This is a genomic window from Oerskovia gallyi (assembly GCF_014836745.1).
In the GTDB taxonomy this organism is placed as follows: domain Bacteria; phylum Actinomycetota; class Actinomycetes; order Actinomycetales; family Cellulomonadaceae; genus Oerskovia; species Oerskovia paurometabola.
This window is the reverse complement of sequence record NZ_JACSQE010000004.1, coordinates 249,212-257,560: the sequence shown is the minus strand read 5'-3', so window position 1 is coordinate 257,560 and position 8,349 is coordinate 249,212. Positions and strand designations below refer to the sequence as shown.

Sequence of the window (8,349 nt, the reverse complement as noted above, 5' to 3'; positions counted from 1 at the left end):
CCCCCCCCCCCCCCCCCCCCCCCCCCCCCCCCCCCCCCCCCCCCGCGACGGGAGCTGCGACGGGAGCTGCGCCGGGCGGGGGCCGGGCGTCAGCCGGCGAGGTGTCGGCCCACGGGGTCCGGGGTCGCGATCGGCCGGCCCACGGTCAGGGCGTCGCGCATCGCCGGGTCGAGGTCGGCGAACACCGCGTCGGCCTGCGTCCCGGTCGCGTCGAGGACCGAGCTGAAGAAGCAGCGCGCGGACGCAGCCAGGATCACGTCGAGGATCTCGCCGTCGTCGAGCCCGAGGTCGCGCAGCTCGGTGAGGTCGGGCTCGGACATGTCGGCGGCCCCGGCGGCGACCTTGTCCGCGAGGTCCATGACGGCGCGGTCGATCGGGGAGAGCTGGACGGTGTCGTGCCCCTCGGCGACGTCGCGCACGGCGTCGGCACCGACGTGGTGGTCGGCGAGGACCGCGCCGTGCGCGAGCGCGCAGTACGTCGACCGGAGCCGCAGCGCCGCCGCGAGGGTCGCGAGCTCGTACCGGCGCGGCGACATGGACGCCTTGATCGCGCCGTTGAGCCCGATCCACGCGTCGAGCACCGCGGGCCGGTTCGCGAGGAGCCGCGTGAGGTTCGCGACGTACCCCAGCGACTCCTGGTCCTTCGCGAACGCTGCCGCGACGGCGCCGCTGGGCTCGCTCTCGTCGGCCTCTCGGATCCAGCTCATGGCAGGTCTCCTTCCCGGGCGGCTGTGCGCTCGCGGTAGGGAGCACCGCGCCCCGGGGCTGTCCCTCCAGGCTGGCACGGCGGCGGCCGGACCGGAAGGTCTCCCGCGCCGAGCATGCGGTTCCCGTCGCTCGAGCATGCGGTGGGCGTCCTGGATCGGCTGAGAGGCGACGCCCACCGCATGCTCGGCACCGGGGGCCGGGAAGATCACCCACCCCCGACCTCGCCGACCCGGCGCGGCGGGTCTAGCGTCGAGAACAGGTACGCCCGTCGCTCGACCGGGGGGATCTCATGTGGGCGATCCGTGGACGCGTCATGGCACTGTCGGACGACCGGTCGGTCGCGCCGTCCGAGTCCGCGGTCTTCACGGGCCGCGTGTGGATCGACGACGACGGCCGCGTCGCCGACGTCACCCGGAGCACGGCGAAGGGCCCCGCACGTTTCGACGGCTGCCCGGTCGTCGACGTCGGCAGCTCGCTCGTCCTGCCGGGCCTGATCGACCTCCACAACCACCTGGCCTACGACACGCTGCCCCTGTGGACCGAGCCGTCCCAGGCCGTCCCGTTCGCGCACCACGACTCGTGGCCCCGCGCCAAGACCTACGCCGCGAGCACCACGTGGCCCGCGTACGCGTTCATCACCGCGAGCCCGCACGAGCTCCTCGCGTACGTCGAGACCAAGGCTCTCGTGGGCGGCACGACCTCGGTCCAGGGCTCCCCGCCCATGAACCGCCCGCGCGACGGGTGGCTCGTGCGCGAGATCGACGACGAGAGCTTCGGGACCGGGGACCGCAACAAGGTCCTCGCGTCGGTCCTCACGGCCAAGCCCGCCGACCTCGCCGACCGCGCCAACCGCATGCGCGCCGGCTCGCTGTTCGTCTACCACTGCGCCGAGGGGCAGCCCGGCAGCCTCGTCGCCCGCGAGTACACCGACGCGGAGTCGGCCGGCTGTCTCCAGCCCCGGTTCGTCGCGGTCCACGCGACCGCGGTCGACGCGGCCGGCTTCGCCCGGTGGACCGACCCCGGGGCCGTCGTCTGGTCCCCCTTCTCCAACCTGTGGCTCTACGGCGTCACCACCGACGTCCCCGCGGCGAGGGACGCCGGAATCGCGGTGTGCCTCGGGGCCGACTGGGCGCCGTCGGGCAGCAAGAACGTCCTGGGCGAGCTCAAGGCCGCGCGCCTCGCCGCCGACCACGCCGGGTGGAGCCTCCGCGACGAGGACCTCGTGCGCATGGTGACGTGCGTGCCCGGCGACGTCCTCGCACGCGGCTGGGGGCGACAGACCGGGCGGCTGCAGCCCGGGGCGCTCGCGGACGTCCTCGTGCTGCGCGCCCAGCGTGGCGCCGACCCGTTCCGGGCCGTCGTGGCCGCGACCGAGGAGGACGTGGACCTCGTCGTGATCGACGGCGTCGCGCGCTACGGGACGCCCGCGCTCACGGCCGCGGCGGGGGCGCCCGACCTCACGCCCCTCACGGTCGGCTCGCGCGACATGCGCCTGAGCCTCACGCACCCCGACGACGGTACGACGCCGTGGGCGTGGTCCGACGTCGTCGACCGCCTCGAAGAGGTCCGCGCCGACCCGCAGGCCGAGATCACCGCGGCCCAGGCGCGGGCCGCGGCGTGGGCAGGGAGCCTCGGCGACGCGGGCGCGCCGCTGCGCCTCGCGCTCGACATGCCCACGGGCGTCGGCCCGGTCGGCGGGCTCCCGCGCGACCTCGGGACGATCACCGTCCCGCCGCTCGAGTCCCTGACGCCCGACGACGCCTGGCTCGCGCAGGTCGTCGGGCGCGGCTTCCACGCGGGCGTGCTCGACGGCCTGCGCGCCTACTACTGAGGTCGCACCGCAGCGATCCTGCCGACCCGGGGGAGGAGCACGATGACCGGGAGCACGAGCACCGACCCGCGCGACGCCCGCGTGCGGCGCCTGCTCGCCGAGGCCGCCACGGGCACCACCCTCGCCGACGTCCCCTCGGCCGCGCACCTCGACGGCGGCGAGCGGCTCCAGGTCGTCGACACGTTCGTCACGGTCCTGGGCGGCCTCTACGCCCACCTGCCGGCCAAGCGCGCGGCCTACGCGAGCGACCCCGTGCAGGGGCTCGTGCTGCTGCGCCGCCGCGCCGTCGACCTGACCGACGCCGAGTTCCACCTCGCCCTCACGGGCGTCCTCACGGGGCTGCGCGACGCGCACACCCGCTATGTCGGGCCCGTCGCCGCGCGGGGGCAGGTCGCGACCCTGCCGTTCCTGGTCGAGGCCTACGGCACCGGGCACGAGCCGCACTTCCTCGTGACCAAGGTGGGGCCCCGCGCCACCACGGACAGGTCCTTCGCCCCGGGCGTCGAGGTCCTCGCGTGGAACGGCGTGCCCATCGCCCGCGCGGTCGAGGTCCACGCCGACCGCGAGACCGGCGGACGGCCCGACGCGCGGCGCTCGCGGGCGCTCGAGTCGCTCACGTTCCGCGCGCTCGACTACGGCCCGCCGCCCGACGAGCACTGGGTCGTCGTCGAGTACCGGACGCGCCGCGGGGCGAGCCGGGAGACGCGCTTCGACTGGACGGTCGTCGCTCCCGGGCGGGCCGAGACGGCCGTGAGCCGGGCTACGCGGGCCGCGCTCAAGGTCGCGGTCGACCCGGCCGCGGACGCCGTGCGCCGGGCCAAGAAGCTCACGTTCGTCCCCGAGCTGTGGGCCACCGAGGACGAGGCCGAGCCTGCCGCGCCACCACCGCCGCCCCTCACCCCGGCGAGCGCGACGCGAGCGAGCGTCGCCCGCGCAGGGGGAGCTGCGCCGTCGGGCGGTGACTGGATCCCCACCCCGCTCCAGGACGTCCTCGCCGCGCGGGCGCTCGACGCCGACCACGGCCTGCTGCGCCTGTGGTCCTTCGACGTGGGCGACGACACCGCCTACCTCGACGAGATGACCCGGCTCCTGGGGCTGCTGCCCACGGGCGGGGTCGTCGTGGACCTGCGCGGCAACCCCGGCGGGCTCGTCTGGGCCGCCGAGCGCGCGCTGCAGCTCTTCACGGACCACCCGGTCGTCCCCACGCGCTTCAGCCTCGTCGCCACGCCCCTCACCCGGCTCATGGCCGCCAGCCCGTTCAACCGGCTCGAGCTCGAGGCGTGGAACGGCTCGCTCCAGGACGCCGTGTCGACAGGCGAGCAGTACGCGCAGCCCCTGCCGCTGACCGACCCCGCCTGGTGCAACGACCGCGGACGGGTCTACCCCGGACCCGCGGTCGCGGTCGTCGACCCGAACACGTACTCCTCGGGCGACCTGTTCGCGGCCGGGTGGGTCGACAACGACGTGGGGCCCCTCGTCGCCGTCGGGCAGGCCACCGGGGGCGGCGGGGCCAACGTGTGGACGCTGTCCCAGGTGCGCGACGCGCTCACGGGCACCGAGCGCGCGCTGCCGCCCATGCCCGCCGGGACGTCGCTGACCGTCGCGGTGCGGCGGACCATCCGCTCGGGCCGGGGCGACGGCATCCCGGTCGAGGACCTCGGCATCGCGGGCGTCCCGTACGACATGACCCGCGACGACCTGCTGCGGGGCAACGTCGACCTCCAGGCGTTCTGCCTGGGGCTGCTCCGCGGCGGTTGAGCGGGGACGACAGGAGGAGACATGAGCACCGACCACGACCCCGGACCACCGCCCCAGGTCGCCGAGATCTTCGAGCGGCTCCCGGGCTACGGCGAGCACGCCGCGCTGTTCTGGCACGACTGGGGGCCGGTGTTCTACCGGGGCCGCCTCGACGGGTCCGCGCGCCTGCTCGTCATCGCGTCCGACCCCGGGCCGACCGAACGCATCGCGGGCCGCTCGCTGGTGGGCAACGCGGGCCAGCGCGTCCAGGGCTTCCTCACCAAGCTCGGGCTGACGCGCAGCTACGTGTGCCTCAACGCCTACGCGTACGCGACGCTGCCCTCTCGCGCGGACGAGGCCGCGCGCGAGATCCTGCGCGCGCCCGAGCACACGCGCTGGCGCAACGAGCTGTTCGACGCCGTCACGGGGCCAGGGCTCCAGGCGGTCGTCGCGTTCGGGGCCCAGGCGCGCGACGCGCTGGCGCGCTGGGAGGGCGCCCCGGACGTCCCCGTGCACAAGGTCCCGCACCCCTCGAGCCGCGACCCCGAGGCGTTGCTCGACGCGTGGCGCGACGCGGTCGGCGACCTGCGGGGCGTCGTGACGCCGGACCCCGACGGCGACGCGACCGTCCCGAACTACGGCGCGACCTTCGAGGAGAGCGACTACGCGCCGATCCCGCGCGGCGACCTTCCCTACGGGATGCCCGACTGGTTCGGGGACGACGCCTGGATCCGCGCGCTCGGCGAGAACGGCAGCGTCCGGCGACCACGCAGCGACGCCCTCCACACGATCGAGTGGAGGGCGCCGGGAGGAGCGGAGTGAGGCCGGGACGTCCGGGGCCCGGGGACCCCGGTCGTCCTACGGCTCGCCGCCCGGGGCCAGCACCCGCACGCCCCGCAGGTCCAGGACCGTCGTGGTCGTCCCGTCGAGGGTCCGCGTCGTCGCCTCGTCGAAGCCGTTCCCGACCGAACGCACCAGGAGCGTCGCCGACCCCGACGTCAGGTAGCGCAACGCCTCCCGCTGCCACGCGGCGTTCCGGGCGCGTGGTACGGGGTTCCCCGCGGAGTCCTTCGACCCGACGTCGTACGCGTACCCCGACAGGTCGACGGGCAGCTCGCAGCCGCGGGCCAGGTCACGGCTCAGGACGTCGGTCAGCGCGAGCAGCGCGGGGGAGTCGGCGCGGACGCACCCGTCGACCGGCAGGTGGGACCGCACCTCGGCGGCCGGGAACGGCACGACGCGCTGCGTCGCCGTCACCCCGGCCCCGAGGGTGAAGCCCAGGCACACGAGCGCCGCGACCGGCTCCCGCCAGCGCACCGGCACGAGCGAGACCGCCGCGGCCACGACGAGGACCAGCGCCGGGACGACGAACGCCGCGTACTGCTGGTACGCCGACGGCGACGCCACGAGCACCACGGTCTGCACGACGAGCAGCACGACCCACAGGCGACCGCGCCGCCCGACCCAGGCGGCGACAGCCGCGACGACCACGGCGCCCAGCACCGCCCAGACCAGGGCGAGCTGCGCCGTCGGGGTCTGTACCCACTGCGCGTCGCCCGTGCCCGCGATCCACGTGAGCCGCTGGAGGACGCCCGTGTCGTTCTCGCGCGGTCGCCCGAGCTGGTCGAGCACCACCATGCGGAACATGTCCCCGCCCGCGGCCAGCGCGAACGGCGCCACCACGACCGCGACCGCCGCGAGGGCCCCTGCGGCCGCCCGCGCCGTGACCTTCCACCCCGCGGTCACGAGCAACCAGACGACCACGACCGCGAGCGGCACGACGCCCCAGATCTTGACCGTCACGCCGAGCCCCAGGACCGCGCCGCCCGCCCACAGCCAGCCCACCCCGGGGCCGGTCGCGGGGTGCCGGTCCGCATCGAGGCCGCGCAGCACCAGCACCACCCCGCCCAGCAGGCACAGCGACCCCAAGGGCTCGAGCAGCGTGATGCGCTCGGCCCACGCCGCGGCGTACGACACGGCGTACAGGACGCCGCCCACGACCATCGCGGTCGTGCCCCACCGTCGCGCGACCCGCGTCACGAGGACCGCGTTCGCGGCGCCGACGAGCAGGAAGCCCACGCGCGCGGCGACCAGGGCGTCGCTGTCGCTCGTCCACGCGGTGAGCGCCGCGAAGGGCGTCAGGGCGAGCATCGAGCCGGGCGGGTGCAGGAGCAGGAAGTCGCGGTACGGCAGGAGGCCGTGCACGAACGACACGGCCGACGAGAAGTACACGCCGTCGTCGTACCCGTGATACCCGCGGAGGCCGACCGTCCCGCCCACGAGGTGCCACCGTACGAGGAACGCGAGCGCCCCGACCCCGGCGGCGACCGCCCAGCCCAGCGCAGCGCCCGGCCGGCGGTCCGGGCGGGGGATGCGGGGTGCGGGGCTCACTTCTTCGAGTCTGCCCGGCGTGGCACCGGGCCGCGCGCGGAGGCCTGACGCCGCACCTCGCCGCCGCGCCGTCGAGTGCGGAGCAGCTGTCGTCGCGGCGGCCGATCGACGACGACTGCTCCGCACTCAGCGGGAGGGCGGGGTCGTCAGAGGTTGAGGAGCGCGCCCGCGCCGATGCCCGCGAGGACCCCGACCGCGACGGTCGAGACCGTGAGCGCGACCGGGTGGGTGGGGGAGGTGTGCAGGCGCTGCCAGAGGCTCGGGGCAGGGGAGGCGGTCTGGGCGTGGTGGATCTCGCGGCGCGAGAGCCCGGCCGTGACGGGGGCGGGCTCGGTGGCGTGCTGGGTGCTCATGGTTCGTACCTCCGGGGTTGTGCGTTCACCACGGTAGACACGGTTGCGGGTCCCACGTGACGCGAGATGCGCGTGAAGAGAGTCACGTGGCCCCCGGTGGCGTGGCGTACGGGGGTGGGGTATCCCCGGTGCTATCGAGCCGCCGTGCTCCCGCGCACCACGAGGCTCGTCGCGAGGTCCATGCGCGTGTTCGTCACGTCGCCCTCGCGGGCCTTGAGGACGAGTCGCGCCGCCTCCTGGCCCATCTCCTGGAGCGGCTGGTGGACCGTGGTCAGCGCGGGGCTGGACCAACGGGCCACGGGGACGTCGTCGTACCCGACGATCGAGAGGTCCTCGGGGACGCGGAGCCCGTGGCGGCGCGCGGCCTCGAGCACGCCGAGGGCCTGGAGGTCGGAGCCCGCGAAGATCGCGGTGGGCGGCTCGGGCAGGTTCAGGAGCTCCTCGGCGCGGTCGGTGCCGCCCTGCGGGTGGAAGTCGCCGAACCGCACGAGGTCGGGGTCGGCCGCGATCCCGGCCGTGCCGAGCGCCGAGCGGTAGCCGTCGAGGCGTGCGAGCGAGCACATCATGTCCTCGGGGCCCGTGATGACGCCGATGCGGCGGTGGCCGAGCTCGATGAGGTGACGAGTGGCCATGAGCCCGCCCTGCCAGTTCGCGGAGCCGACCGACGGGACGTCGGGCTCGGGATCCCCTGCGGGGTCGATGACCGCGAACGGGATGGCACGTGAGCGGAGCTGTTCCTTGACGGCCGCGGGCAGCGTCGAGAAGACGAGCACGACGCCGAGCGGCCGGCGCGCGAGGACCCCCTCGATCCACTCGGGCCCGGGGGCGTGCCGGGTGCCCGACTCGGTCAGCACGACGCTCGCCCCGTGCTCGCGCGCGACGTCCTCGACGCCGCGGATGAGCTCCATGGCCCAGATGCTCTCGAGCTCGTGGAACACGATCTCGATGAGGGGGGCCGAGGCGGTGGGGCTCTTGCGGCGCCGGTAGCCGTGCTGGACGAGCAGCGCCTCGACCCGGTCGCGGGTCCCCGCGGACACGTCGGTGCGCCCGTTGAGCACCTTGGACACGGTCGAGAGGGACACCTGGGCCTCGGCCGCCACGGCGGCGAGGGTGACCCGGCCGGGAAGAACGTCGTCGGTCATGCCGGTCAGCGTAGCGCCTCGGACAGAAAGTTTCGACGGGTGAACTCCGAGGTCTCGGCGGGCAGTTCTCAGGCTTCTCGCAGCAGATAACGGTTCAGACTCGGTGTTGACCGCGAGCACTTCGCGTCTTAGAGTCCAGGACAACCGAGTACTTTCGGCGCAGACGCCGAAACTTTCGAAAGGGTTC

The 8,349-nt window shown here is 75.1% G+C and carries 7 protein-coding genes; 3 read left to right on the top strand and 4 right to left on the bottom strand.

Translation table 11 applies throughout. The features are described 5' to 3' along the window. Positions 1-89: 89 nt before the first annotated feature. Entirely contained in the window at positions 90-707 is a 618-nt protein-coding gene (locus H9640_RS06905; RefSeq protein WP_191789969.1) for a carboxymuconolactone decarboxylase family protein, read from the bottom strand. A gap of 314 nt (positions 708-1,021) precedes the next feature. Between H9640_RS06905 and H9640_RS06900 the strand changes: the two genes are divergently transcribed. The 3 genes from H9640_RS06900 to H9640_RS06890 are packed head-to-tail and all read left to right on the top strand — an operon-like array spanning position 1,022 to position 5,098. Continuing rightward, a complete protein-coding gene (locus tag H9640_RS06900; protein ID WP_191789968.1) occupies positions 1,022-2,539 on the top strand; it encodes an amidohydrolase family protein in 1,518 nt (505 codons plus the stop codon). Between the two features lie 42 nt (positions 2,540-2,581). After that, on the top strand, positions 2,582-4,297 hold the full coding sequence (locus H9640_RS06895; RefSeq protein WP_191789967.1) for a S41 family peptidase: 1,716 nt from the start codon (positions 2,582-2,584) through the stop codon (positions 4,295-4,297). A 21-nt stretch (positions 4,298-4,318) separates the two neighbouring features. Continuing rightward, positions 4,319-5,098, top strand: coding sequence for a uracil-DNA glycosylase family protein (locus tag H9640_RS06890; protein WP_191789966.1), 780 nt, complete (start codon positions 4,319-4,321; stop codon positions 5,096-5,098). A 36-nt stretch (positions 5,099-5,134) separates the two neighbouring features. Here the strand turns inward: H9640_RS06890 and H9640_RS06885 are convergent, their stop codons facing one another. The 3 genes from H9640_RS06885 to H9640_RS06875 form a co-directional block, all read right to left on the bottom strand. After that, positions 5,135-6,667, bottom strand: coding sequence for a glycosyltransferase 87 family protein (locus H9640_RS06885; protein WP_191789965.1), 1,533 nt, complete (start codon positions 6,665-6,667; stop codon positions 5,135-5,137). A gap of 146 nt (positions 6,668-6,813) precedes the next feature. Beyond that, entirely contained in the window at positions 6,814-7,020 is a 207-nt protein-coding gene (locus tag H9640_RS06880) for a hypothetical protein (RefSeq protein WP_191789964.1), read from the bottom strand. 131 nt (positions 7,021-7,151) lie between these two features. After that, positions 7,152-8,162, bottom strand: coding sequence for a LacI family DNA-binding transcriptional regulator (locus H9640_RS06875; protein WP_191789963.1), 1,011 nt, complete (start codon positions 8,160-8,162; stop codon positions 7,152-7,154). Between the last annotated feature and the right edge of the window lie 187 nt (positions 8,163-8,349).

Excerpts from the sequence above, each read along its gene's own strand:
- H9640_RS06905 (WP_191789969.1), bottom strand. The coding sequence starts at position 707 with ATGAGCTGGATCCGAGAGGCCGACGAGAGCGAGCCCAGCGGCGCCGTC.
- H9640_RS06900 (WP_191789968.1), top strand. The coding sequence starts at position 1,022 with ATGGCACTGTCGGACGACCGGTCGGTCGCGCCGTCCGAGTCCGCGGTC.
- H9640_RS06895 (WP_191789967.1), top strand. The coding sequence starts at position 2,582 with ATGACCGGGAGCACGAGCACCGACCCGCGCGACGCCCGCGTGCGGCGC.
- H9640_RS06890 (WP_191789966.1), top strand. The coding sequence starts at position 4,319 with ATGAGCACCGACCACGACCCCGGACCACCGCCCCAGGTCGCCGAGATC.
- H9640_RS06880 (WP_191789964.1), bottom strand. The coding sequence starts at position 7,020 with ATGAGCACCCAGCACGCCACCGAGCCCGCCCCCGTCACGGCCGGGCTC.
- H9640_RS06875 (WP_191789963.1), bottom strand. The coding sequence starts at position 8,162 with ATGACCGACGACGTTCTTCCCGGCCGGGTCACCCTCGCCGCCGTGGCG.